Below are 25063 nucleotides of genomic sequence, written 5' to 3' on the forward strand. Positions count from 1 at the left end.
GAGGGAGGTTCGAGGTGTGGCGCCTCGACCGGAGGCGCCACCAGGAGGTCCTAGGACGTCTTAGTGCGCCAGCATCTCGTGCAGGATGTCCTCGCCGCTGAGGTCGGCGGGGTAGTAGGTCGGCCAGTTGGTCAGCTCTTCCAGGACCTTGGCGCGGTCGTCACCCCAGTAAAGATGGTAGTGACCGACGGTTTCCGGCGCGATGTGGTGATCGCTGAACTGGATGAAGTCGGGGGCCGCATCATCGCCGCTGTCTTTCTTGAAGATATAGCGCACGCCACGGTTGCCCTTTTTGTAGTTCAGGATCTCGTAACCGTCGGACACATATTCGCCGCCATAGCTCTCGCCATTAGCGGTGAAGGTCACGGTCTGACCGTCAAAGCTGATCGCGTCCACATCGGTGGCGTAGCCGGTATTGTAGTAGGCGCGATATTCTTCAGCCGTCTTGTCGCCATGCTCGGCCTTATGCGCCATCACCGGATCCAGCGTGCCATCCGCAAGATAGGGGTAGACCGATTGCCAGTCGCCCTGCCAGTCGGCGAGGGTGCGGGGCTGGATCTGTGCGTCGTCGAAATAGCCCTTGTAGACCTGCTCGTCATGTTTGTGTGCGTGGTCATGATCGTGGTCGTGGTTGCTGCCAGCGGAAGCCGGGGCGGCGAGGCACAGGGTGGCGGAGGTCAAAAGCGCCAGCGCGCTGCGGGACAGGGATGTCATCTGAAAGGTCCTTTGATTCGGTATGTAATAACGTAACAGTTATTGAAGGTGGTGACGCGCCGCAAGAGGGGGCGGGCAGGCGGGCGGGTTCTCCGGCAGTTAGCCGAAGACCGACCAGCCGGTGGCTTGGGCAAACCGCTCCACCGCCAGCGTGCCGAGCTTGGAGTTGCCGTGCCGGTTCAGCCCCGGCGACCAGACGGCGATGGAGGCCCGCCCCGGCACGATCACCAGGATGCCGCCGCCCACGCCGCTCTTGCCTGGCAGGCCAACCCGATAGGCAAAATCGCCGGAGCCATCATAATGTCCGCAGGTCAGCATCAGCGCATTGATCCGCCGCACTCGGTCGCGCGAGATCATGCTGGGCAGATCCGGGGAGCCGACGAGGAAGCGCCCTGCCATCGCCAGCTGATGCGGGGTCATTTCGATGGCGCATTGGTGAAAATAGGTGCCGCATGTCAGCTCAGGGCTATTCTCGAAATTGCCATGGGCCGCCAGGAAATGCGACAGCGCCATATTGCGGTCGCCGTGCTCGGTCTCGGAACGGGCCACCGCATCGTCGATATGGATATCATCGTCGCCGGCAGCGGCGCGCACAAAGCGCAGGATCTCGCCCAGCACCTCGCGTGGGGCGTTGCCGGCGAGGATCGCATCGGTCACCACCAGGGCTCCGGCGTTGATGAAGGGATTGCGCGGAATGCCGTGTTCATGTTCGAGCTGCAGGATCGAGTTGAACGGCAGGCCCGAGGGTTCGCGCCCGACGCGACGCCAGAGATCCTCGCCCAGACGTCCCAGTGCGAGGGCGAGGGTGAAAACCTTGGACACCGACTGGATCGAAAAGCGCCTGTGCGAATCTCCCACCGCAAAGCTGCGCCCATCCGCCAGCGCCACCGCCATTCCAAACTGGTTCGTGTCGACGGAGGCAAGCTCCGGGATGTAGCCTGCGGCCGTTCCACGCTCCGTTTCCGCCTGCATGTCGGTTGCGATCTGCTGCAATATGCCTTCGAAATCCATGATACCTGCGTCCCGGTGCCTCATCCCATCCTTTGACCAGCCATAGGCCAGCCCGGAGGCGGAGGCAAAGTCTGTTTCCGCTCACACCCTGTTTACGTTGGCATGAGACAAAGGGCGGTGATGAAGCTCGGTGTCGCCTATAGCGGTGGACCTGTGCAAGGCACGCGCCCGAGGCGTTCAAGACCTGACCTGACCCGACCAGTGGAGAGACCGATGCGCTATATGATCCTGACCCTTGTGATGCTCTCAGTCGGAGCGTGTTCGGGGACCATTGATCGTGATCATATGGGCATGAACATGTCGCGACAGGGCGAGAATTACGCGATCTCCGGCCGCTATGGGCCAGGTTGGTCCGAGAGTGATATCCGCAGTGAGGCCGAGGCTGCCTGCCGCGCCCGGTCGATGCGGCTCAGCCGATTTGAAGGCCAGCCCTATTCCAAGGCACGTGGGACACAGTTTTCGGCGAAATGCAGCCCCAAGCATTGAGGCGCGGTCCTGTTAAGGCTTCCGAATCAATGACTTTGCTGCCGCAGCATTTCCCCGGTCGCGCCTGAAACTTGGGCAGGGCGGGACCAATGGACGCAGAAATGCGGTGTATTCTCTGCCCTATTTGCCCCTGACACGCGGATTTCAGCCATGAGTGCTTGCCTAACCTGTTTCCGCAGAACAACTTTCTTCCTATAGTTAATCTACCCTATGTGTCAGACACGGGCTTTGGGAGGGCCATTACATGATCCGTTCGGAACTGATCCAGAAGATTGCAGACGAGAACCCGCACCTGTATCAGCGGGATGTGGAGCGGATCGTCAACACGGTCTTTGAAGAGGTCACCACCGCCATGTCGCGTGGGGATCGGGTTGAACTTAGGGGGTTCGGCGCCTTCTCGGTGAAGAAGCGCGACTCGCGCGTGGGCCGCAACCCGCGCACCGGAGAGACGGTCCATGTGGAGGAGAAGCACGTGCCGTTCTTCAAGACGGGCAAGCTGCTCCGGGATCGATTGAACGGAAAAGAAGAGTAAATGCGTTACATCCGCTATGCAGTCTGGGGCGTTTTGGCCGTGGTTCTGGTCTCCGTGTGCCTCGCCAATCGCGGTCTCGTGAACCTGAAGCTGATGCCAGAGGCCCTCGCGGAGCTGGTGGGGTTCAACCCAGCGATCACATTGCCCTTGTTTGTTGTGGTTTTGGGCGGTCTGGCCCTTGGTGTGGCGCTAGGCTACGTGCTGGAATACCTGCGCGAGCACAAGCATCGCCGGGAAGCCCGCGTGAAACACGGTGAGGTGAAGAAACTGTCGCGCGAGGTGAAGCGCCTCAAGCGCCAGAAACACGAAGGCAAGGACGAGGTGCTGGCTCTTCTCGACGATGCGTCCTGACATGACCGCGATCCGGTCCAAGATCTGCGGCATGAAGACGCCCGAGGATATCGCGGCGGCGGCTGAGGCCGGCGCGGCCTATGTGGGGCTGAACTTCTTTGCCAAGTCCGCGCGTTCGGTCAGCATCGCCCAAGCGGCAGTGCTGGCATCGGGCGCGCCGGTGGGCTTGGCGAAGGTTGGCCTCGTGGTTAATCCGACAGACGCGGAGCTGGATGCGATCACCGGCGCGGTGCCGCTCGACATGATCCAGTTGCACGGCGCCGAAAGCCCCGAGCGCGTGGCCGAGGTAAAGGCCCGCTATGGCCTGCCAGTGATGAAGGTCATTGGCGTGGCAGAGGCGGCGGATCTCGACCCCATCGACATCTATTCCCAGGTCGCTGATCAGATTATGATCGACGCCAAGGCCCCCAAGGGAGCGGTGCTGCCGGGCGGCAATGGCGTGGCCTTCGACTGGCAGCTGCTGGCGGGGAAGAAATACTGGCAGGCGCCTTGGATGCTGGCCGGTGGGCTGACGCCGGACAATGTTGCCGAGGCGATCCGCAAGACCGGCACCCGTCAGGTTGATGTGGCTTCCGGCGTTGAAAGCGCGCCCGCGCAGAAGGACCCGCGGCTGATGCAGGCCTTTGTGGCGGCCACGCGCGATCTCTGACACGCGCCTCAGGCGTTTGGTCTCCCGCAATAGGACCCAATCCAGCGCAGCAGGCGCAACCAGCGCAGGCGGCGCTTGCGCCTGTGATAGGAGCGGAGCCGCCGGCGGGCGAGGTCGCGCTCCCGTTCCCAGCTGCTGGCGAGGGGCGGCGGAGAATGGGACTGCAGGTGGGCGCACATCCGATGACCTTTCATTTTTGCCAAGGTTCCTGCAGTCTCATGTACGAGGCCTGCCCCGTTAAGCGGGTGTTTTTGCAAGGGGGCTTTCATAAATGAAACATGCTCCGTCTCTGGATGATCTCGAGCTGTTTGCGCTGGTGGGGCAGGCAGGTGGGCTGGCGCCGGTGTCGCGGCAGCGCGGTGTGAGCGTGCCGACGCTGAGCCGTCGCATGCGGGCGCTGGAGGGGCAGCTCGGCTGGCAGCTGTTCGAGAGGGGGCCGCAGGGCTATAGACTGACGGCGCGCGGGCGCGCGCTGCTGGACGAGACCGAAGGCCTGCGGGCGGAGGCGCGGCGGGTGCGGCAGCTGGCGGCGGAGCCAGCACCGGTGGAGGTGCGGATCACCGCGGGCAGCTGGACCTCGGCCTATCTGGCGGCACAGCTGCCGCGGTTCTGGCAAGTGCAGGCGGGTTGGCGGCCCTCCTTCCTGGAGGCTTCGGCGCGACTCGACATTGCCCGGCGCGGTGCGGATATCGGCATCCGCAACCAGCGACCGCAGCAAAGCTGGCTGGCGGGACGGCGCACGGCACGGATCAGCTATGCGGAATACGCGCTGAGTGACAGCGTGCAGGGCTATGTGGCGTTGCGGGAAGGCGCGGTGGAGACGCCCAGCTCGGCCTGGGTGCGGGCGCAGCATGGCGAAGACATCACGGTGACCGCCAGCACGCCGCGGATGCTCGCGGATCTGGCCTGTACCGGAGCGGGGCGTGTGGTGCTGCCGAGGTTTGCAGCTCTGTTGTTCCCGGTGCTGCAGCAGGTGAGCCCGGAGATCGGCGCGCTGGCGCATGAGGAATGGCTGGTGAGCCACCACGAGGCGCGCCACGACCCGCCCCTGCGCGCCGCGCTGGACAGTCTGGCGGCGGTGTTGACGGATCCGGATCTGCGGAGGGGGCTTGTCGCGCCGGATTGAAGCGGACAGCAAGAGCGTGATGGGACAGGGCAAACGGGCCGGGCGGCTCCCGCCCGCTCTTGTGCTCCCTTGTGAGGGAGCCCGTCGATCCGTTGGGCCAGCCGCCGCGCGCGCCCAAAGGGCGCGCGCGGCGGGTCGCGTAAGGCTCTGCCTGACGCGAAAACCCTTCTCGAGCTGGGCTTTCGGCAGCATGTACTGTGAATTTACCGAGAAACCTGTTTCTCTTGCCCTAAATGCGCTTTAGAACCAGCGCATACGGAAGACGGAGATACCCCCCATGGCCGATGATCTCATCAACAGCTTCATGAACGGACCGGACGAGAATGGCCGTTTTGGCATCTTTGGCGGCCGCTTCGTCAGCGAAACGCTGATGCCGCTGATCCTGTCGCTCGAAGAGGAATATGAACGCGCCAAGGTGGACCCGGACTTCTGGGCCGAGATGGACGATCTGTGGAAGCACTACGTTGGCCGCCCCAGCCCGTTGTACCATGCGGAGCGTCTGACCGAGCATCTGGGCGGCGCCAAGGTCTACCTGAAGCGGGACGAGCTCAATCACACCGGCGCACACAAGGTGAACAATGTGCTGGGTCAGATCCTGCTGGCACGGCGCATGGGCAAGACACGCATCATTGCCGAGACCGGTGCCGGCCAGCACGGTGTGGCCACAGCCACCGTCTGCGCCAAGTTTGGTCTGAAATGCGTGGTCTACATGGGTGCGCATGACGTGCGTCGTCAGGCGCCCAACGTGTTCCGTATGCGTCTGCTGGGCGCAGAGGTGATCCCGGTGACCTCTGGTCGCGGCACGCTGAAGGACGCGATGAACGACGCCCTGCGCGACTGGGTGACCAATGTGCGCGACACGTTCTACTGCATCGGCACGGTGGCGGGTCCGCACCCCTATCCCGCCATGGTGCGTGACTTCCAGTCGGTGATCGGCAAGGAGGTGCGCTGGCAGCTGGCGGAGCAGGAAGGCGAAGGCCGTCTGCCCGACACGTTGATCGCGGCGATCGGTGGCGGCTCCAACGCCATGGGCCTGTTCCACCCGTTCCTAGATGATCCAAGCGTCAACATTATCGGCGTCGAGGCCGGCGGCAAGGGCGTGGACGAGAAGATGGAGCATTGCGCCTCTCTCACCGGCGGTCGTCCCGGCGTGCTGCATGGCAACCGCACCTACTTGCTGCAGGATGACGACGGGCAGATCCTCGAAGGTTTCTCGATCTCTGCGGGTCTCGATTATCCGGGCATCGGGCCGGAGCATTCCTGGCTGCATGAAACCGGGCGCGCAAAATATGTCTCCATCACCGACAAGGAGGCGCTGGAGGCGTTCCAGCTCTCCTGCGCGATGGAGGGGATCATTCCGGCGCTGGAACCGAGCCACGCGCTGGCCCATGTGACGAAGATCGCCCCCGAGCTGCCCCGCGACCATATCATCGTGATGAACATGTGCGGGCGCGGTGACAAGGACATCTTTACCGTGGCGCGTCACCTCGGATTTGACATGTCCGACACCGAGGAAGGCCGCGATCTGGAGGAGTGACCTCCGCGCAGCTGAGCGCCGACAATACACCAATAAAAAGGCGCGCCCCGTGGGGTGTGCCTTTTTTTATATGGCGATGCTCTAGTGCTGTGGAGCCCAGAACACTCGGCAAGGACCGCTTTCTTAACGGCATGTTATAGGCTCGCACCCCATTCTGAGGCTGTTTTTTAACTGGTTTCAGGTTTTCCCATGCAGGATACGACTTTGCAGGCCGTGCAGGAGCTGCAGCTTGCCGCTGATCATTTGTGGACGATCATCGCCGCGGCACTGGTGCTGATGATGCAACTGGGGTTTCTGCTCGTCGAGGCCGGGATGTCGCGGTCGAAAAACAGCATTAACGTCGCGCAGAAGAACATCACCGATTTTCTGGTCTCCGTCAGCGCATTCTATGTGCTTGGCTTTGGTCTGATGTTCGGCACGTCGCGGGCGGGTTGGTTTGGTACTGATACCTTCGCGATCAAGCAGGCGGACGACTGGCATTATACCTTTTTCGTCTTTCAGGCGGTATTCGCAGGTACGGCCGCGACAATCATGTCCGGGGCCGTCGCCGAGCGGATGCGCTATGGGGTCTATGTTGCCGCGGCGCTGTTCATCGGGTTGATTGTTTACCCGATCAGCGGCCACTGGGCTTGGGGCAACCTGTTGAACGGTGAGAACCCGGCCTATCTGGCGGACAAGGGCTTCATCGATTTTGCCGGCTCCACCGTGGTGCATTCGGTTGGCGCCTGGGTGGCGCTGGCTGGCATTGTGGTATTGGGTGCGCGGATCGGCAAGTTCAATGCGGACGGCAAACCCAACCTGCTGCACGGTCACAGCTATGTGTTGGCCACGGGGGGCGCGATCATCCTCTGGGTGGGGTGGATCGGGTTCAATGGGGGCTCCACCACCGCAGCCAGTCCAGACATTGCCCACATTGTGCTGAACACGTTGCTTGCGGCTTGTTTCGGCGGCGTGATGGGCATTTTGACAGGGCGGGTCATTGATCCCGTGAATATTCCGCACCGTCCGATCAATGGCAGCCTTGCAGGTTTGGTTGCGATCACTGCCGGGTGCGATGCTGTCACTGTGCAGGGGGCTGTGATCATCGGGGCAGGGGCTGGCATGCTGGTCGTGGCCTCGGAATGGGTGATGGAAAACATTCTGAAGCTGGACGATGTCGTGGGCGCAGTGTCTGTGCATGGCATTTGTGGTGCGTATGGGACGATTATTTTTGTCTTTTTTGCGCTGCCGGGCAAGCTTGCGCTCGATACGCCCGGCGCGCAGGCGCTGGTGCAATTGGAGGGCGTGGCGATCATCTTTGCTTGGGCTTTTGGTCTGAGCCTCGTGTTCTTCAAGGTGATTGATCTTTTGGCCGGAATTCGTGTGCCCGAAGAAGATGAGATCATCGGCCTGAACAGCACCGAACATGGCGCCACTCTGGGTACTGGGGCTCTGCAGAAGCAGCTGGAAGCGATGACGAGGAACGGAGTCGATCTGACGCGCCGATTTGATGAATCCGCTGGGGATGAGGCGGCGGAGCTGGCCGGCCTGTTCAATCCCTTCATCGATCAGATACACGCTCTGGTGTGTGATATCCGCGACAACGCCCGCAAGATGAAACAGTCCTCGTCCGGGCTGGAAACGCTGTCCAGTTCCTTTCGAGAGGGCGCGGCGCGGACGGGGGAGTTAACCGGAAGTGTCAGCGAAAGCTCAACCGAAGTGGTGGGGCAGGCGCGCAGTAACCGTGCGCTTGCAGAGAAAATTCTGGCGGAGATGACGACGATATCGACCAGCGCTGAGGGTATGTCGGGCGAGGTAACCGCCGTTTCGGACGCGATTTCGGATATGATGACGTCGATCAGTCACATTTCACAAAGCGCCAGCTCGACCAGTGGTGTGACCCATGAGGCCAACCAGCTGTCGGGCGACGCGGTCGAAACCATGCAAGCGTTGTCCAAAGCCTCCGAGGAAATCGAGGCTGTGGTCGGGCTTATTCAGAAGATAACCATGCAAACCAATATGTTGGCAATCAATGCGGCGATCGAGGCCTCGCGGGCTGGGGATGCGGGCAAAGGATTTGCCATCGTCGCGGCACAGGTGCGCAGCCTGGCGGCAGAAACCGATATGGCTGCCGAGGAAATCCGAAGCCGGATCTCCAATATGCGATTGCAGTCGGATGATGCCTCTTCTGTCATTTCCGGGATCAAGGAATTGATGAAGGCCATTCATGCCTCGGTCGAGGGCATCACCACCGAAGTCGACTCGCAGCGTCGTGTCGCGGGGCAGGTTTCCGAACGCATGGCCAACGCCTCCAGCAAGGCCAAGTCGGTTGCGCGATCCATCGAGGATGTGCGGCAACAGGCCGACAGTGTGCGCAGCAACGCAACACGCAATGAGGAGCGCCTGTCGCAGAACGCACACACCGCCACGATCCTGCAGAATGACGCCCGACAAAGCGCGGAGCAATCCGGCGTGCTGGCGCAGGAAGCCAATGCCATCAATACGTTGTCTGACAAGCTGAGCGCCTCTGTGGCGCAGTTCGATCTCGACAGCGCCGAAGACAGGCAGGATGCAGAGTGGTCGGCAGAAGAGCTGCGTCGATCCCCTGCCGCGCCTCCGGGGCACACCGAAGCGTCATAGGGCGAAGCAGACCACATTTCACCGAGGGGTCCGCCTGCGTGGCGCGGCCCCCTCGGTGAAAAAAGAGTGCTCAGCCTTCGTGCAGGACCGTCTCGAAGCCTTCGAACTGTGGGGCACCCAGAATGGGGCTTTCGCCGTCACGCTTTCCGGCGCCGCGGTGGGATGCGCGGAACTGGTCGGACTTGGTCCAGGCCTCAAAATCCGCGCGGGACTCCCAGATCACATGGCTGGAGTACAAGGTGTGATCGTCGTGCTCGGGGCCCTTGAGCAGGCGAAATTCACGAAACCCCGGCATCTCGCGCAGGCGGCTTTCGCGTTCTCTCCAGATGGTTTCGAAATCGGTTTCGCGGCCGGGGCGAATTTTGAATCGGTTCATGGCGATAAAGCTCATGTGGCAGTGTCCATTCTTGCAGATGTGTGTGGAGCAAAGCTGGCTGATGCAACGCAAGCGTTCGGCTGGCCGATGCCCTGACCTACGCCAATAGGGCGGCCGCCTTCAAGTCAAAGGCCGCTCAATCCGGGCTTGGCGGTAGCCAGGATCTGCGCGTTACTTGAATTTATCCAGCAGCTTCTGCATCGGCGAACGGGCGTCCTCGGCAGGGGCCGCTTCAGGGGCGGGCGGCGTTGCGGCCTTGGTCGCAGCCGCTTTTTCCGGCGCGGCTTGCGGGGACGACTGTGTCCGCTTGGCAGGTTTGCTGCCCTCGGTTCCGGTCGAGCTTCGCGGTGGTGCGACGCGCAGGGCGACCGCGTTCATGAACTTGCCGCTATCCCCAAGGGCGAGCGAGGGGGCGCCGTCGGCGATGCCGCGCAGGAGGTCGTCGAGCCAGTCCTGATCCGCTTTTGGGAAGTCGCGCAGCACGTAGCCTGCCACAGCGTCCTTATGCCCCGGATGGCCAACGCCCAGACGGACGCGCCCGTAGTCCGCCCCGATATGAGCATGGATCGAACGCAACCCGTTGTGACCGGCGTGGCCGCCGCCCTGTTTCACACGACATTTTCCTGGTGCCAGATCCAGCTCGTCATGGAACACCATCACATCGGCTGGTGTGAGTTTGAAGAACCGCAGTGCTTCGCCGACGGACTGGCCGGAGTTGTTCATGAATGTCTGAGGTTTCAGCAGAATGGCCTTTTCGCGACCTATGCTTCCCTCGCTCAGCTGTCCCTGAAACTTGACCTTCCACGGTGAAAACCCATGATCCGCCGCGATCTGGTCCAGCGCCATGAAGCCGATATTATGGCGGTTGCCCGCATATTTCGCGCCCGGATTGCCGAGGCCGACGAAGAGTTTCATGATGTGCTCCGCTGGTTCCTGTTGGTGCAGTGATGCCTGTTTTGTCGGCAAGAATCCAGTGTCGGCAGTCGGCTTCCTTTCGCGCGAGTTCTGCCACAAATTGGTCCAATACGTTTGTCAGATCTTGCGAAGGCTGTGCCGTTTGTGCGGTATGGTGTGGGGATTTAGGGGCAAGAATTATGTTTAAAGTACTTTTGAAACGGGACCAACGCGACTGCACGAATGGCTCTCGGGGTCGAGCGCGGGGCGTTGCGGCGTTCCTCATCGGCACAGTTGTGGCTGGCTGCGCGGTGGAGCCGGGGCCGTCGGTGCCCACTAAGACCGGAAGCTCCGTCTTTGAGGCGCGCCAGTCGTTGGCGTTTTGTGCGCCGCAGGGACCGAAGGGCGGAAAGGCGGCGGTGACGTCCAGCTATATCGCCTCGATGATCTTTCTCGGTATTTTGCCCGGCGCAATCGCTGCGGCGAGCGGAGAGGAACACACCCGACGTCATGGCGCGATTGATGCGGTGGATGATTGTCTGTCGGAACAGGGGTTTGAGCGTCGCGAGCTGACTGCGCAAGAGGCTGTCGCGATCAAACAGCGAGACCGCTACGCGCGCGATCAGCTTCTGACACATCTCGTCAACGGCGGTACATTGGCAACCTACGACGGCCCGTGAGGCGACCTCAGAAGGTGGCGAGCGGTCATGGGTCTGCCCGCCGCGTCGCCGCCACATGCAGCAGGTCTGACACCTGAATAGTAGGCACATAAAAACGGGCCCCGCGAGGGACCCGTTCTGTAAAATCGTCAGCCCGGAATGGGCGAGATCTTATTCTTCTGCAGCCGCTTCCGCTTCTTCGGCTTCGTCCTCGGCTTCATCGTCCGCGGATTTCAGGCCGGACGGGGCAGAGACATTCGCGATCACGAAGTCACGGTCGATGGTCGGCTTGGAGCCCTGGGGCAGGGTGACGTCGGAGATGTGGATCACATCGCCGATGGCCTTGCCTGCGAGGTCGACGGTCAGTTTTTCCGGAATGTCACCGGCGGTCACGACCAGTTCGACTTCGGCGCGGACAACGGTCAGGACACCGCCACGCTTGAGGCCAACACATTCTTCTTCGTTGATGAACTCAACGGGGATGAACAGGTTGATCTTCGAGGTGCGACGCAGACGCATCAGGTCGAAGTGGGTCGGCAGGTCTTTGACGATGTCACGCTGGACGTCGCGGCAGATCACGCGCACATCGTCGTGGCCTTCAACCTTGAGGTTGAACAGGGTCGACTTGAAGCGGCCGGCTTTCAGCTTTTTCAGCAGTTCGTTGTAGGGGATCTGAATCGCCAGCGGATCCACGTCACCACCAAATACAACTCCAGGAACCAGATGCGCACGGCGTGCAGCGCGAGCGGCGCCCTTGCCCGTCCCCGCGCGTTCCTGGCATACGAGATCAGGAATCTCATTCGCCATTTTTATTCTCCATATATAATCGGGGGTGCCTCCAAGGCTGTCACCCCGCGTGAAGCCGCTCTGTTAGACGGAAAAGCCCTGTTTGGAAAGCCCTAAACTGCCGCTTTTGCCTGTCTCGGCGCCAGTTTCCCGTCAGAGTCCATCAGACGTGCATGAAGGTCGAACTCTGCCGCGCGCGCCGCACGCAAGCGCGCACGAGTCTGCTCTGACAGATCCGTGGGCACCTGTGGTGATACGTTGCGTGGTTCGAAGGTGATTCTCTGCTTGAACCGGTCACTCAGAAAGGTTTCCAGTTGGTCCCAACGTTCGTAGGCGAACAAATGGTCAATCAAAAGCCGTCCGCCGCGCCCGCTGAGCATGCGAAGCTGGCTGCCGATCTGGGTGCAAGGGGGAGGGGTCTCGGAGAGGAGCGCCTCGACAAATTCCTCGAACGTCAGGTGGCCAGAATATTCCGGTTTGTCCCTGATCTCGTCACGCGTGCGATATTTATACCAGCTGCGGATCTGGTCCTCGGGCTCGCGCAGCACCGCAAAGCTCTCCAGGGCGACGTCGAAGGTTTCGCTGATGAACGGGCGGACCTTGCGGTGAAAGCGCTTGGTGGAAATATGCTTGCGGGCGCCGCGAAACACGATGTCCGCGTGCGGGCGCAACGCCTGCTCAATGGCGGTGGTCCCGGTTTTGGGAATCGCGACAAATGCGAGAGCTTGGGGCGTGAAGATCAGCATGTTCATTGGCATAGCCCTGCCGAGGCCGCTGGACCAGATCTGTAGCGGTACAATTTGCCGATTGTGGCGCCGTGCGCACTGTGCATCCTCACGCGCATGGAATTTTTTACGGATATGCGCACCAGCGCGGTGCATGGGCGGGCCTTTGCTGTCATGGGGTTCTGTGTCGGAGCCTTCGCAGCCTATGCGCCGCAACTGAAGTCACAGGCGGGATTGGGCGACGCCGAATTTGGTCTGGCACTTCTTGTCGGGGCCGTAGGGGCCGTTGGCGCGATGTGGTTGGCGCCGCGGGTGGATCGAAGGCTTGGTCCTGCAGCCATGGTGATTTGCGCTCTGATTTTGGCCGCAGCGTTTCTGTTGCCAGGGCTGGCGTACAGTTGGGTCACCTTCGCAGCGGCCATGTTCGTGGCCTCCGGAGCCGCTGGTCTGCTGGACGTGGTGATGAACGCGCGGCTCAGCGGGTTGGAAGCCCGCACGGGTCGGTCGCTGATGAACCTCAATCACGGTTTGTTTTCGCTGGCCTATGCGCTGGCCGCGCTGGTGGCCGGGCTGGTACGGGAGGCTGGTGTGCCGCCGATTTGGTGTTTTGCGGGAATTCTTGCGGTGTCGGCACTGCTGGCGCTTGGCATGCGCGATGCGGTGCCATCAGATCGCACCGGCGAAGAGGATGGCACACCACCTGCGGCGTTGCCGGGGCTGATGGTCGTTCTGGCAGGGGTGATCGTGTTGATCGCCTTCACTGCGGAACAGGCGACGGAAAACTGGTCTGCCCTACATCTGGAGCGCGCCTTTGGAGCCAGTGCCGCCGAAGGTGCGATCGGGCCGGCGATCCTTGGTCTGACTATGGGGATCGGGCGTTTGTCCGGACAGGAGGTGGTGCGCCGTATTGCCGAAGGCAAGCTGATGCAGATCGCGGCAGCACTCGCGGCTTTCGGGCTCTTGCTGGCCGCTTTCGCGCCGGTGCAGGGGCTGGCCTATGCAGGGTTTGCAATTCTTGGGCTGGGTGTGTCGGTCATTGGCCCAACTGCGTTGGCTTGGGTGGGGAAGACGATCCCATCCCGACTGCGCGGTGCCGCGATTTCGCGCATGGTGATGATTGGCTACTGCGGTTTTTTTATCGGCCCGCCGGTGATCGGTTTCATGGCGGAAGCTTTTGGATTGCGGCTGGCCTTGGCGATGATGGGCGGAATGCTCCTGTGCATCACCGCCATTCTGGTGCCCGCCCTGCGGGCCTCGGCGCGCAGGGCGGGTGTGGTGGCTTAGGTCTGGGCGTTCAGGCCCAGCGACCGGTGAAATCCTCTGGCACCATAAGATTGTGTCGTCCAAGATTGCTGACAGATTTCTCGCCGCAGAGTGCCATCGAGGTGTCCAGTTCCTTGTGGATGACCTCCAGCGCTCGGGTGACGCCCTGTTGCCCCATTGCGCCAAGCCCGTAGACAAAGGCGCGCCCGATCATCGTGCCGGTGGCGCCAAGCGCCAGCGCCTTCAGCACGTCCTGGCCGGAGCGGATGCCGCTGTCCAGGTGCACTTCTACCTGATCGCCGACCGCATCCATGATCCGGGGCAGCATGCGAATCGATGACAGTGCGCCATCCAGCTGGCGGCCACCGTGGTTGGACACTGTAATCGCATCCGCACCAACCTTGGCGGCCATCTTGGCATCTTCCTCATCGAGGATGCCCTTCAGGATCACCTTGCCGCCCCACATCTCCTTGAGCTTTTCGATTTTGCCCCAGTCGAGTGAGGGGTCGAATTGTTCGGCGGTCCAGGCACCGAGTGATGAGGCGTCGGAAATGCCTTCAACATGGCCGACAATATTGCCGAAATTGCGCCGCTTAGCGCCCAACATTTCGATCCCCCAGGCCCATTTGGTCATCAGGTTCGCGATGGTCCGCGGTGTCAGCTTCGGTGGTGCGGAGAGGCCGTTCTTCAGGTCCTTGTGGCGCTGGCCGAGGATCTGCAGGTCGAGGGTGATCACCAGGGCCGAGCAATTGGCGGCCTTGGCGCGCCCGATCAGGCGGCGCATATAGTCCTCGTCCTTCATAGTATAAAGCTGGAACCAGAAGGGCTTGGTCGTTGCCTCGGCCACCTCTTCGATGGAATTGATTGACATTGTCGACAGCGTGAAAGGCACGCCGAAGGCTTCTGCGGCACGGGCGGCCTTGATCTCGCCATCGGCGGATTGCATGCCGGTCAGCCCCACGGGTGCCAAGGCCACAGGCATGGCCACCTCCTGTCCGATCATTCGAGAGGCGGTGGTGCGGCCGGCCATGTCGACAGCCACGCGTTGACGCAGGCGAATTTGCTCGAAATCGTTGGTGTTGTCGCGAAAGGTCTGTTCGGTCCAGGAGCCACTCTCGGCATAATCGAAGAACATCTTTGGCACACGCCGCGCGTAGATGCGCTTCAGATCCTCTATATTGGTAATGACGGGCATGAATAAACTCCTCGACGTGCGCGCGACTGGTAATGTTTTCTTACCAATCTGACGCTGGCATGGCAAGCGAGGCCGTCGTAATCTTGCATTTACGGTTTTGTGCAAGTTTATTGACGGACACCTGCCGGAATCGCGATGTCATGATATGCGGACCGGACACCTGCGAAGCTTCTGGAGAATTGCCGGAGTTTCATGAGCTGACCAGTGCGCAGCTTTGAATTTATGCCGCCCCGCGTGCAGAGCGCTCGGGGTCGTTTCTTGATTTTAGACCTGATGCGTGTCCTGCCTGGAATTTATCCATGCAGACAGGGGCCTAACGGCTGCGGCATCTTCTGGAGGTAGAAGCAACGTGAAGGTTGTGTTCATATCGAATCTGGACGACGGGGATATTGCCGCCCTGGTTGTCCGTGCTCCGCGTGTGCCTTCGCATCGCGTGCCGAAGTGTCGTTGTCCACTGTGTCCCGAAGCCGCCCCTCAGAGACCGTCATGACACTGCGGCCCGAGGATCCATTGGTGCCCGAACGCGCGTCAGATGACCCGTCCTATCGTGACCTTCTCATCGAGTTGGAGCGGGAGAAGGAGCGGAGCGCGGAGCTGGAAACACAGCTGGAGCGCAAGTCCCAGTCGTTGCGCCGCGCCAATGGATCGCTAGTGGCATTGGCGCGACAAGTGGACCGGATGGTGAAGGAACGCACAGAGGACCTCGCACGTGATCGGGCCGAGGCAGAGGCGGAAAGCGCTGCCAAGACACAGTTTCTAGCCACCATGAGCCATGAGATCCGTACGCCTCTGAACGGGGTCCTGGGTATGGCTTCGGCTCTGGCGGATACCACGCTGGTCGAGGAGCAGGCGCAGATCCTTGATGTCCTGCGCGAGAGCGGGCGCCTGTTGCTCAGTATTGTTGATGACATCCTTGACCTGTCGAAGATTGAGGAGGGCAAGCTGGAGCTGGAGCGTCTGCCTATCGACGTGGTGGATCTTCTGGATGCGGTCTGTCGCCAGTTTCAGCCTCGAATGGAGGCGAAGGGGCTGGATTTCACCCGCCTTTATGGTGGTGCGCTTTCATCCGGCGGGACTTGGGTGAATATCGATCCGACCCGGTTTCAGCAGGTGCTGACAAATCTGCTGTCCAATGCGGCGAAGTTCACTGATCGTGGCGCGATCACCCTGACAGCTGATTTGACGGACCATCAGGACGGCACGCTGATCTTGTCGGTGACAGTGCGGGATACCGGTGTCGGCTTGTCGCAGGCGCAGGTCGAGAGATTGTTTCAGCCCTATGTGCAGGCCGATGCCAGCGTGCATCGCAACCATGGTGGAACCGGACTGGGCTTGGCGATCTCGCGCCAGATCTGTTTGCGTATGGGCGGTGAGCTGGAGTGCCGAAGTGCCAAGGGCGAGGGGAGCGAATTTTGCGCGACCTTCCGCGTGTCGCGTGCCACGCCGCTGGAAAAGACGCCTGAACCGGATCAGAAGGCGGATGTGGACGTGATCGCCCGGCGGCGCTGGCGGGTCCTCGTGGCAGAGGACAATCGCACCAATCGCATGGTGCTTCACCATATCCTGCGCCACCATGATCTCGATCTTCTTTGGGTCGAGAACGGCGAGCAAGCGGTGGAGGCCTGTCGTCGGGTCGAGCCCGATCTGGTGCTGATGGACGTGAATATGCCGTTGATGGATGGGGTGACTGCAGCCGGGCAGGTCCGGGCCGAGGAACGTGCACAGGATCGCACGCCGGTACCGATCATTGCTGTGTCGGCGAATGCGCTGGTGCATCAGGTCAGGCATTATCTTGAGAGCGGTATGAACTACCATGTGGCAAAGCCGATCCGTAAGGACCGCCTGCTTCGCGTGATGGCGCAGGCCTTGCTGGATGCTCCAATCGTCGAAGATAGCGCTTAAACTTCGTCCCCGGGCGACGCTCAGCAGCAGAAATAGAAAACGGCGGCCCGCTAGACCGCCGTTTAGCATTCTGTGTCAGGACGCCGGGGTCAGCCCGCGTGTGCGCCATCCGCAAGTGATTTCACGAAAGCGAGCACCTCGGACGCGGATTTTCCGGCACCAATTTCGGCAACGATGGCACTGCCGACGACGGCGCCGTCAGAGACCGACGCAATGGTCTGCGCGCGCTCCGGTGTTTTGATACCAAAGCCTACGATCACGGGGAGGTCGGTCGCCGCTTTGATGCGCGACACCTCTGGGCCAACATCCGATGCTTCGGCCTCTGCCGCACCGGTGATGCCGGTGATCGAAACATAATAAACAAATCCGGAGGTGTTTTGCAGCACGCGGGGCAGGCGGGCGTTGTCGGTGGTGGGGGTGGCCAGCCGGATGAAGTTAAGACCCGCTGCCTGGGCAGGCAGACACAACTCGCTGTCTTCCTCGGGCGGCAAATCTACCACGATCAGCCCGTCGATGCCTGCAGCCTTGGCATCGGCAAGGAATGTCTCCACACCGCGAGAATAGATCGGATTATAGTAGCCCATTAGCACGATCGGCGTTGTGTCGTCCTCTTTGCGGAAGTCGCGCGCCAACTGGAGCGTGCGCTCCAATGTCATGCCGCCTTCCAACGCACGTTGCCCGGCAAGCTGAATGGTCGGGCCGTCGGCCATCGGATCGGTGAAGGGCAGGCCGAGTTCGATGATGTCTACGCCAGCGCCGGGCAGGCCTTTGACCATTTCCAACGAAGTGTCATAGTCTGGGTCGCCCGCCATCACATAGGTGACGAAGGCCTTCTTGCCCGCTGCAGACAGTTCGGCAAACTTGGCGTCGATACGTGTGGTGGGACGGGTCATGTGCGGGCCTTCTGAGATCTCTGTTGCTTGGTTTGATGTGCCGAAACTTCCCGGCAAAATCAATCCCGACGAGACCTCAGGGCGATGTTTAACTTTAAGCCGTCTTGGAAAGCTCAGTTTCTTGCGCGATGTCGCAGGGGGACGTGAAGGCGCAAACTGATGGCGTTGAGGCCTGGATTCTGGTCGCCGATGGAGGCGTTGGAGATATGTGTGAATGCCAGCGTCAGACGACGCCCGCCGCGCAGCTCGCGCCCGATACCAACGAGCGAGCGGATCTCGAAGGTAGATCCGAGATCATTGGCTTTTTCCCCTTCGAAGAACGCGCCCGGCATCACGCTGGCCTCGATAAACCAACGCTGTCCCAGGTCGCGCTGGGCCTGAAGGCCGCCGCCGAGGAAAATGTCACCCGTTTCATGCACCAGTGCGGTGACACCAAGGCCGGCATCAAACCCGAGTAGGCGCCAGTCTCGCGTGCCGAGGTAATCGGCTGAAAGATAGGCGCCATCGTCGGCCTGTTCCGCAAGGAAGTCGGCATGCCCGAAGCCGAAAACAAGCTCCTGAGCCTGTGCTACAGATGTGAAGAGCAGAGACGGGAGAAGGGCAAACGTGGTTGCAAGTCTGCGCATGAGATCCTCGCGAACTGGGGCTGCCGGCGCGTGGCGCATCGGCCTGCGGGTTGCGTGAAATCAGGATAAAGGAATGTGACAGTTATGTGTCAACTGTTATGAGCCGCCTGCTCAGACGCTGTGCGCTTGCGAAAATGGTAGATAGAGCCTAAGTGCTGGCTCCCAAATGGCATCAGGAGGCCGGTATGGGCTTTAAAATGGGAATCGTGGGTCTGCCGAACGTCGGCAAGTCGACCCTGTTCAACGCACTGACCAAGACCGCATCGGCGCAGGCGGCAAATTTTCCGTTCTGCACGATCGAGCCGAACGTGGGCGAGGTGGGGGTTCCCGACGCCCGATTGGAGAAACTGGCCGGGATCGCGCAATCGAAATCGATCATCCCGACGCGGATGACGTTTGTCGATATTGCAGGCCTTGTGAAGGGCGCCTCCAAGGGCGAAGGGCTGGGCAATCAGTTCCTTGCCAATATCCGCGAAGTGGACGCGATCGCCCATGTTTTGCGGTGTTTTGAGGATGGTGACGTCACCCACGTGGATGGTCGCGTCGATCCGGTTGCAGACGCTGACACCATCGAGACCGAGCTGATGCTCTCCGACCTTGAAAGCATCGAAAAACGCCGCGCCAACCTGGTGCGCAAGCTGAAGGGCAACGACAAGGAGGCCCAGCAGCAGGACCGGTTGCTGGCCGCCGCGCAGGCGATGCTGGAAGACGGCAAACCGGCCCGGCTGGTGGAGGTCGACGCGGACGACCAAAAGGCCTGGACGATGCTGCAGCTTCTGACCACCAAACCGGTGCTTTATGTCTGCAATGTCGGTGAGAGCGAGAGCGTTGACGGCAACGCCCATTCCGCCAAAGTGGCAGAGATGGCGGCGGCCCAAGGTAACAGCCATGTGATCATTTCGGCGCAGATCGAAGAGGAAATCAGCCAGCTGGAATCGGAAGAGGCGCAGATGTTCCTCGACGAAATGGGGCTGGAGGAGGCGGGTCTCGACCGTCTGATCCGCGCAGGCTACGAGTTGTTGCACCTCGAGACTTATTTCACCGTAGGCCCCAAGGAAGCCCGTGCCTGGACTATCAAGACCGGCACTGCCGCGCCCCAAGCGGCTGGTGTGATCCACGGCGATTTCGAGAAAGGCTTCATTCGTGCCGAGACCATCGCCTATGATGATTTCATCGCCTGTGGCGGCGAGAGCGGTGCCAAGGAAGCGGGCAAGATGCGCGCAGAGGGCAAAAGCTACATCGTCAAGGATGGCGACGTGCTGCACTTCCTGTTCAACACCTGACCGGCGCGCTCTGAACCGAATGGTCCGCAATGCCCGTCTTTGAAAAAAGGCGGGCATTTTTCTGGTGCTGGTGTTTCGCCTCGCCGAACGCGGCAGGCGCTTGAGTTGCCGCTAACACATTGCTACACCCATCCGATTATTCAGTGGTAGGGATAACAATGACAACAAAACTCATCATCGACACGGATCCCGGCATCGACGATGCCATGGCGATCTTCTATGCCGCCGCCGCCCCGGATATCGAGCTTTTGGGCCTGACGACGATCTTTGGCAATGTGACCACCAAGACCGCCACCCGCAACGCGTTGCGCCTGCTGGAGGCAGCAGAACTGGACCTGCCGGTGGCCCATGGCGCCGAACAGCCGCTGGTGCTGCCGCCGTTCGAGCCCTCTGCTCATGTGCATGGTGATGAGGGCTTTGGAGAAATACCCGCCGCCACGCCCAAGGGCGCCGCTGTGGCCGAAGACGCCGCCGATTTCCTGATCCGCATGGCGCGGGAGCACAAAGGCGAGCTGGTGGTGTGTCCTATCGGCCCCTTGACCAACATCGCCGTCGCCATCCAGCGTGACGCGCAATTCGTCAAGAATTGCAAACGGATCGTCATCATGGGCGGCTCGCTCGAGGCGGGCGGCAACATCACTCCTCACGCCGAAGCCAACATCTACCACGACCCGCATGCGGCGGAAGTGGTGTTCGCCGCGGCTGCGGGCAAGGTGGTCATGGTGGGCTTGGATGTAACGCTGAAGATCCTCTGCACGCCCGAGGATTTCGACGCCATCAAGGAGCGTTCGCCCGATCTAGGCGGCATGCTCAAGGAGATGAGCGTCTTTTACATCAAATTCTATCAGGAGGTTGCGAACCTCAATGGCTGTTCCCTGCACGATCCGGCCGCAGTGATCGCCTGCACCCATGCAGAGCTGTTTGAGACGCGCGCGGTGAAGGTCACGGTGTCGACCGAACAAGTAACATCCGGTGAGACCCGCGTTGCAGAAGATGCTCGCGGCGACACGCATGTGGCGATGGGCGTTGATGCGGAGGCTGTGAAATCCCTCTTTCTCAAGCGCTTGTCACTTCTTCCCTGACATTGCATCTCTTCAGCGGAAGGTGATCCTTTCGCTGAAGAGGCCCGCGAATTTGTCGATTTTATCGACCAAGGGACCTGCAAAGCTTCGCTAATCTACTGCACGAAGCCTGTCGCTTTTTGGCGGAGGCGTATCCTCGCGTTCTTCAGGACTTTTCTGAGTCGGATCGTGTCATAGCCCCCCCCCGAGCATCCATCTGACCTTTGGCAGGCCGCGGCACTAAGTCCGCGTGCCGACGTGATCGCTGACCTGTCCGGCGTTTCTAAGGGCTCCCATGGCTGTTGCAGGTGGCATGCAGTTTCATGTTCATGACGCCCTTCGTTCGGCTGTTGAGGTGCCCACGCCTCACTGTTTCATCGCGAGGCTGGCCGCCGTGCGCTGCGCTTTGCGATATGTTGCTTCGCTCATGATAGTTCTCTTTTCACCATGATCGGCGGGCAAGCTGGCCAGCCTCTGCGCGACGATGCCTCTATCGCTTCAGCACTTCTGCTTCTGTAGGGCATTTCAGGGACCTACGTGGCCCCAATGGAGCCACGGTCCCCTCAACTATGCCGCTCCAGGTGCGCAGATCATCAATGCAGGAGGTGCCGTGGGTCTCCGAAAAGACCAGCCCTCAGACTCTGCAATTGCGCTTCATTCAAAAAGCTGAGGTTGCTCATTGATCAGATCTGCATGAGCAGCCTCAATCATGCCAATTGACAAAAAAACAATGAACTTTGAGTTTGAGAGATTTCTTAATGGGGCAATTGACTGCTGGGGGTTGTGTGAAATATCAATTTTGAGGTGCGTAAGTAATCAACTTGAGATTGTTACTGTTGGTGTGATCTTAAATCGCCGTCTTGGGCAACCTCTTAAATGGAACTGGCAGACATGACGTTCTCGTTTGGATATTTGATTGCGACATTCCTTGGGCTAGGACGCGGCAACGGCCAGACCTGTCAACGCGCTCGCCTGATATCCAGGCTGACGCGAAACTGCCTCCCGACGCTCATTGGCGTGATGCTCTGGTTCACGGCAGCGGTGCCCGCGCAGGCGCAGTACAACGATTGTCCTCCACTCAATAACATCCCGCCCAACGGTGGAGAGGTCTGGTTGGACCTGACTCTTGATCAATGCACCCACGCCGAACCTGCAGCGACCTCGGATGTGATCCAAATCCAGTTTGACGCGATTAATGGCGACTTCAATGTCGGCTACTACGAAGCTGTCCCGGCCAATGCCACATCGTTCGGCGCGGTGGTGTTCGAAGGAATTACGCTCACGGAAGGCGTGCAAATAAACAATATCTCTTGCTCGGGTGCTGGTACCACACCTGACTGTGATCTGTCGGGCACCTTTGACGGGTCTCCCATCAGCGCAACTGCGTCAGACTCCGATGGCTCGGTGGGGTCAACACCGCCCGCCAACGCGGCGCCGACAGCGAATGCGGGTGCGGATCAGTCGGAGGTCTCGGGCACGGCGGTGACGCTGGACGGCAGCGGCAGCAGCGACAGTGACGGCACGATTGCAAGCTACGCCTGGAGCCGCACGGGCGGGACCGGGACAGCGGGCAATGCGGTGCTGTCGGATGCGACGGCGGTCAACCCAAGCTTCACGGACGCCTCACTGACCTCGAACGACGGGGCGGTGACGCATATCTTCGCGCTGGTGGTGACCGATGACGACGGCGCCACCTCCGTGGCGGATAGCGTGACGGTGACGATCACTCCGCCCGCCAACGCGGCGCCGACGGCGAATGCGGGTGCGGATCAGTCGGAGGTCTCGGGCACGGCGGTGACGCTGGACGGCAGCGGCAGCAGCGACAGTGACGGCACGATTGCAAGCTACGCCTGGAGCCGCACGGGCGGAACCGGGACAGCGGGCAATGCGGTGCTGTCGGATGCGACGGCGGTCAACCCAAGCTTCACGGACGCCTCGCTGACCTCGAATGACGCGGCGGTGACGCATATCTTCGCGCTGGTGGTGACCGATGACGACGGCGCCACCTCCGTGGCGGATAGCGTGACGGTGACGATCACACCGCCAGCGAATGCGGCGCCGACAGCGAATGCGGGTGCGGATCAGTCGGAGGTCTCGGGCACGGCGGTGACGCTGGACGGCAGCGGCAGCAGCGACAGCGATGGCACGATTGCAAGCTACGCCTGGAGCCGCACGGGCGGGACCGGCACGGCGGGCAATGCGGTGCTGTCGGATGCGACGGCGGTCAACCCAAGCTTCACGGACGCCTCGCTGACCTCGAATGACGCGGCGGTGACGCATATCTTCGCGCTGGTGGTGACCGATGACGACGGCGCCACCTCCGTGGCGGATAGCGTGACGGTGACGATCACACCGCCTCTCGACACGGAGCCCCCAGTCATTGACGAAATTGCGGATGTCGCGGTGGACACAGATTCCGGGGTCAATACGGCCTCGGTCGCGCTTGTCGCAAATGTCGCCGACAATTCCGGTGAAGTCATAGCCGCCGACTTTTCGATTGATGGCACAGTGATTGCCAGCCCGTATGATTTCTCCGTCGGCACAACGCAGGTGACCGCGACGGCGCAGGACAGCGCGGGCAATGCGGCGACGCCGCAGACCTTCGAGGTGACGGTCACTGACACGACACCGCCCGAAGCTCCGGTTGTCGCAGCCCCGACCACAAGGTCGGACGGCCGAGCAGAGGTGGCCGGCACTGCCGAGCCGCTCAGCACCGTCACCGTTACCTTTCCTGATGCAAGCGTCGAGACTGCCGCGGCGGGCCCCGGTGGTACCTTCGAGGTCGTGTCCGCGACGGCCCAAAGCTCAGGCGAGATCAAGATTGTGGCCGAGGATTCCGCCGCAAACAGATCGGAGACAACGACCATAGCCTATGTTGGTGATGATACACGGCCAACACTCACCATCAGCGCGTTGACCGGGCCGAGCAACGGAACCTTCAGTGCCGCGATCACCCTGTCCGAGGCGAGTACAAATTTCGATGCCAGCGATCTTACACTGACAAATGCCAGCGCAACTATGACTGGATCAGGAACGCAGTACTCCGTCGTCCTGACCCCGGATGCGGATGGCACGGTTGCTGTCTCAGTCGGCACAAACAGGTTCAGCGATGCCGCCGGAAATGGCAATGAGGCGTCAAACACGTCGAGTGTCGAGTACGACGGCACTGCCCCCACGGTCAGCATCACCGGGGCGCCAGAGGTTTTGGCTGGAGCCTCCTTGATAAACGTGAACGTTACATTCTCTGAAAGCGTAACAGGCTTCGCCGCTGGCGATATCACCACCACAAACGCAAATGTGGTCGGCCTAAGCGGCAGTGGTTCGGATTATGTGGCGACCCTTCGCGCATTCGGGACCGGGGCCGTCGGGATCACCGTTCCCGCCAATGTGGCCGTGGACGCGGCTGGCAACGGCAACCTGGAGTCCAATGCGGTTACGATCGAGGATCAAACAGTCGAACAAACACAGCGCCTTATCGCCTCGTTCATGCAAAGCCGGGCCAATCAGTTGATCAGCAATCAACCGGATCTCGTGCCCTTCCTGTCGGGGAGCAAGCAGGCGAGCTTTGGCCTGATGGCAACACGGGGTGTCGGCAATTTCAATGTGGCAACGGGGACGAAGTATCCGGTCTGGGCCCAGGTGAAAGGGGCGTGGTCAAGCAGTGGTGATAGCGATAGCACCTATGTCTTCGGCGCGTTTGGGGTTCATCGGGCGATCAGTAAGAACGTGTTGCTCGGTGCGACGCTGCAATTCGACCATATTGCTCAGGACACCGGAGCCTCCACGGTCAGCGGAACCGGTTGGATGCTTGGGCCTTATTTCGTCGCGAAGAGTTCAAACCATCCGCTGTATTTCGAAGGGCGGCTTCTTTACGGCGAAACGACGAACGACATTTCTCCCTTCGGCACATATGAGGATCGGTTCTACACGACCCGTATGCTTGCCAACCTGAAAGTCGCGGGCGACCTGTCCATGGGCACCACGATCCTCAGCCCGTTTCTGGATGCCTCTTACTCGACGGAGGATCAGCACAGCTATGTAGATACCCTGGGCAACACGATCCCCGGACAAGACTTCAAGCTGGGCCAGGTCGAGGTCGGTCTTGATTTCAGCCAGATGCTTTCGGTGAACACGGGTGAGTTGGAGCTGTGGGGCGGGGTCTCTGGCATCTGGTCCTACAGCAACGGCACGGGATCGGTAACGACCGCGGATCCGGCGTATGAGGGCGGCCGCGCGCGGGTCGAGCTGGGGTTCAATCGCCAGATCACCGCGGGACAAAGCGTCACGGGGGCCGCCTTTTATGACGGTATCGGTGCAGCCGGGTTTGAAAGCTATGGGTTGAGCCTGGGCTACCAGCTGCAGTTCTAGGCATCTC

General features: G+C 60.9%; 22 protein-coding genes. 13 read left to right on the plus strand and 9 right to left on the minus strand.

Annotated elements, in window-relative coordinates:
- Positions 1–60: 60 nt before the first annotated feature.
- Together CLV89_RS01845 and CLV89_RS01850 are read right to left on the minus strand one after the other, a co-directional pair.
- A complete protein-coding gene (locus tag CLV89_RS01845) occupies positions 61–714 on the minus strand; it encodes a metal-binding protein ZinT (protein WP_106161924.1) in 654 nt (217 codons plus the stop codon).
- Between the two features lie 99 nt (positions 715–813).
- A complete protein-coding gene (locus tag CLV89_RS01850; RefSeq protein WP_207796868.1) occupies positions 814–1725 on the minus strand; it encodes a glutaminase in 912 nt (303 codons plus the stop codon).
- Positions 1726–1938: 213 nt separating this feature from the next.
- Between CLV89_RS01850 and CLV89_RS01855 the strand changes: the two genes are divergently transcribed.
- The 7 genes from CLV89_RS01855 (at position 1939) to amt (ending at position 9025) form a co-directional block, all read left to right on the plus strand.
- Complete coding sequence (locus CLV89_RS01855) at positions 1939–2211, plus strand: hypothetical protein (RefSeq protein WP_106161926.1); 273 nt, start codon at positions 1939–1941, stop codon at positions 2209–2211.
- Positions 2212–2455: 244 nt separating this feature from the next.
- A complete protein-coding gene (ihfB, locus tag CLV89_RS01860) occupies positions 2456–2743 on the plus strand; it encodes an integration host factor subunit beta (protein WP_106161927.1) in 288 nt (95 codons plus the stop codon).
- The gene (locus CLV89_RS01865) at positions 2744–3094 is read left to right on the plus strand and encodes a lipopolysaccharide assembly protein LapA domain-containing protein (RefSeq protein WP_106161928.1); all 351 of its coding nucleotides are present in this window, start codon (positions 2744–2746) and stop codon (positions 3092–3094) included.
- A gap of 1 nt (position 3095) precedes the next feature.
- On the plus strand, positions 3096–3743 hold the full coding sequence (locus CLV89_RS01870; protein WP_106161929.1) for a phosphoribosylanthranilate isomerase: 648 nt from the start codon (positions 3096–3098) through the stop codon (positions 3741–3743).
- A 271-nt stretch (positions 3744–4014) separates the two neighbouring features.
- Positions 4015–4869: a LysR family transcriptional regulator gene (locus CLV89_RS01875; protein ID WP_106161930.1), complete on the plus strand. Its 855-nt coding sequence runs from the start codon at positions 4015–4017 to the stop codon at positions 4867–4869.
- Between the two features lie 277 nt (positions 4870–5146).
- Complete coding sequence (trpB, locus tag CLV89_RS01880) at positions 5147–6406, plus strand: tryptophan synthase subunit beta (RefSeq protein WP_106161931.1); 1260 nt, start codon at positions 5147–5149, stop codon at positions 6404–6406.
- Positions 6407–6595: 189 nt separating this feature from the next.
- Positions 6596–9025: an ammonium transporter gene (gene amt, locus CLV89_RS01885; protein ID WP_106161932.1), complete on the plus strand. Its 2430-nt coding sequence runs from the start codon at positions 6596–6598 to the stop codon at positions 9023–9025.
- Between the two features lie 70 nt (positions 9026–9095).
- Here amt and hmuQ read toward each other — a convergent pair whose 3' ends face one another.
- A complete protein-coding gene (hmuQ, locus tag CLV89_RS01890; RefSeq protein ID WP_106161933.1) occupies positions 9096–9416 on the minus strand; it encodes a heme-degrading protein HmuQ in 321 nt (106 codons plus the stop codon).
- A gap of 156 nt (positions 9417–9572) precedes the next feature.
- Complete coding sequence (pth, locus tag CLV89_RS01895) at positions 9573–10316, minus strand: aminoacyl-tRNA hydrolase (RefSeq protein WP_106161934.1); 744 nt, start codon at positions 10314–10316, stop codon at positions 9573–9575.
- Positions 10317–10495: 179 nt separating this feature from the next.
- Here pth and CLV89_RS01900 point away from each other — a divergent pair, with 179 nt between their 5' ends.
- Positions 10496–10975 (plus strand): hypothetical protein, encoded by a 480-nt coding sequence (locus tag CLV89_RS01900; RefSeq protein ID WP_243394904.1) that lies wholly within the window; start codon positions 10496–10498, stop codon positions 10973–10975.
- Between the two features lie 150 nt (positions 10976–11125).
- Here CLV89_RS01900 and CLV89_RS01905 read toward each other — a convergent pair whose 3' ends face one another.
- The gene (locus CLV89_RS01905) at positions 11126–11761 is read right to left on the minus strand and encodes a 50S ribosomal protein L25/general stress protein Ctc (RefSeq protein WP_106161935.1); all 636 of its coding nucleotides are present in this window, start codon (positions 11759–11761) and stop codon (positions 11126–11128) included.
- Positions 11762–11853: 92 nt separating this feature from the next.
- Positions 11854–12492 (minus strand): hypothetical protein, encoded by a 639-nt coding sequence (locus CLV89_RS01910; RefSeq protein WP_243394905.1) that lies wholly within the window; start codon positions 12490–12492, stop codon positions 11854–11856.
- 90 nt (positions 12493–12582) lie between these two features.
- Here CLV89_RS01910 and CLV89_RS01915 point away from each other — a divergent pair, with 90 nt between their 5' ends.
- Complete coding sequence (locus tag CLV89_RS01915; protein WP_243394906.1) at positions 12583–13749, plus strand: MFS transporter; 1167 nt, start codon at positions 12583–12585, stop codon at positions 13747–13749.
- 10 nt (positions 13750–13759) lie between these two features.
- Here the strand turns inward: CLV89_RS01915 and CLV89_RS01920 are convergent, their stop codons facing one another.
- A complete protein-coding gene (locus CLV89_RS01920) occupies positions 13760–14923 on the minus strand; it encodes an alpha-hydroxy acid oxidase (RefSeq protein ID WP_106161937.1) in 1164 nt (387 codons plus the stop codon).
- A 486-nt stretch (positions 14924–15409) separates the two neighbouring features.
- On the opposite strand from CLV89_RS01920, the gene CLV89_RS01925 reads away from it, so the two are divergent.
- On the plus strand, positions 15410–16825 hold the full coding sequence (locus CLV89_RS01925) for an ATP-binding protein (protein ID WP_106161938.1): 1416 nt from the start codon (positions 15410–15412) through the stop codon (positions 16823–16825).
- An 89-nt stretch (positions 16826–16914) separates the two neighbouring features.
- Here the strand turns inward: CLV89_RS01925 and trpA are convergent, their stop codons facing one another.
- The gene (gene trpA, locus CLV89_RS01930; protein WP_106161939.1) at positions 16915–17718 is read right to left on the minus strand and encodes a tryptophan synthase subunit alpha; all 804 of its coding nucleotides are present in this window, start codon (positions 17716–17718) and stop codon (positions 16915–16917) included.
- 113 nt (positions 17719–17831) lie between these two features.
- The gene (locus CLV89_RS01935; protein WP_106161940.1) at positions 17832–18344 is read right to left on the minus strand and encodes an acyloxyacyl hydrolase; all 513 of its coding nucleotides are present in this window, start codon (positions 18342–18344) and stop codon (positions 17832–17834) included.
- Between the two features lie 185 nt (positions 18345–18529).
- Between CLV89_RS01935 and ychF the strand changes: the two genes are divergently transcribed.
- The 3 genes from ychF (at position 18530) to CLV89_RS01950 (ending at position 25056) form a co-directional block, all read left to right on the plus strand.
- A complete protein-coding gene (ychF, locus tag CLV89_RS01940; RefSeq protein ID WP_106161941.1) occupies positions 18530–19627 on the plus strand; it encodes a redox-regulated ATPase YchF in 1098 nt (365 codons plus the stop codon).
- A 158-nt stretch (positions 19628–19785) separates the two neighbouring features.
- Positions 19786–20709 carry a nucleoside hydrolase gene (locus CLV89_RS01945; protein WP_106161942.1) on the plus strand — a complete coding sequence of 308 codons (924 nt, stop codon included), beginning with the start codon at positions 19786–19788 and terminating at the stop codon, positions 20707–20709.
- 870 nt (positions 20710–21579) lie between these two features.
- The gene (locus CLV89_RS01950; RefSeq protein WP_207796869.1) at positions 21580–25056 is read left to right on the plus strand and encodes a PKD domain-containing protein; all 3477 of its coding nucleotides are present in this window, start codon (positions 21580–21582) and stop codon (positions 25054–25056) included.
- Positions 25057–25063: the final 7 nt, after the last annotated feature.

It is taken from the genome of Tritonibacter scottomollicae, assembly GCF_003003215.1.
Taxonomy (GTDB): domain Bacteria; phylum Pseudomonadota; class Alphaproteobacteria; order Rhodobacterales; family Rhodobacteraceae; genus Epibacterium; species Epibacterium scottomollicae.